This is a genomic window from Telluria sp. AZSoR62, from assembly GCF_058111565.1.
This window is the reverse complement of record NZ_JBYTST010000664.1, coordinates 1-231: the sequence shown is the minus strand read 5'-3', so window position 1 is coordinate 231 and position 231 is coordinate 1. Positions and strand designations below refer to the sequence as shown.

Annotated in this window: 1 protein-coding gene; it reads left to right on the top strand. The window is 56.7% G+C overall.

The window, feature by feature from the left end:
• A partial coding sequence (locus tag AC3XQU_RS25095; protein WP_489876792.1) for a TraU family protein occupies nt 1-231 on the top strand: 231 nt, incomplete at both ends.

Here is a 231-nt window from a genome sequence, read left to right as displayed (position 1 = left end):
GATGACTCCTGCCTGGATCAGCGAGGCATTGACATTCCCTGGGTTTCTTTTGCGGACCCTACACACAACGATGATGAGTTGGCGGGGATTCTCACGCCGTATGCATTCCCCTTCGGCAGCATGCTCGCGATTGGTGCTATGTCGGCGGATGCGGTCGCGGCATCAGCTGGCTTTCCGTTATCGACCATCTTTTGGGCGGCAGGCTCATATGGGCACATGTATCCACTGACC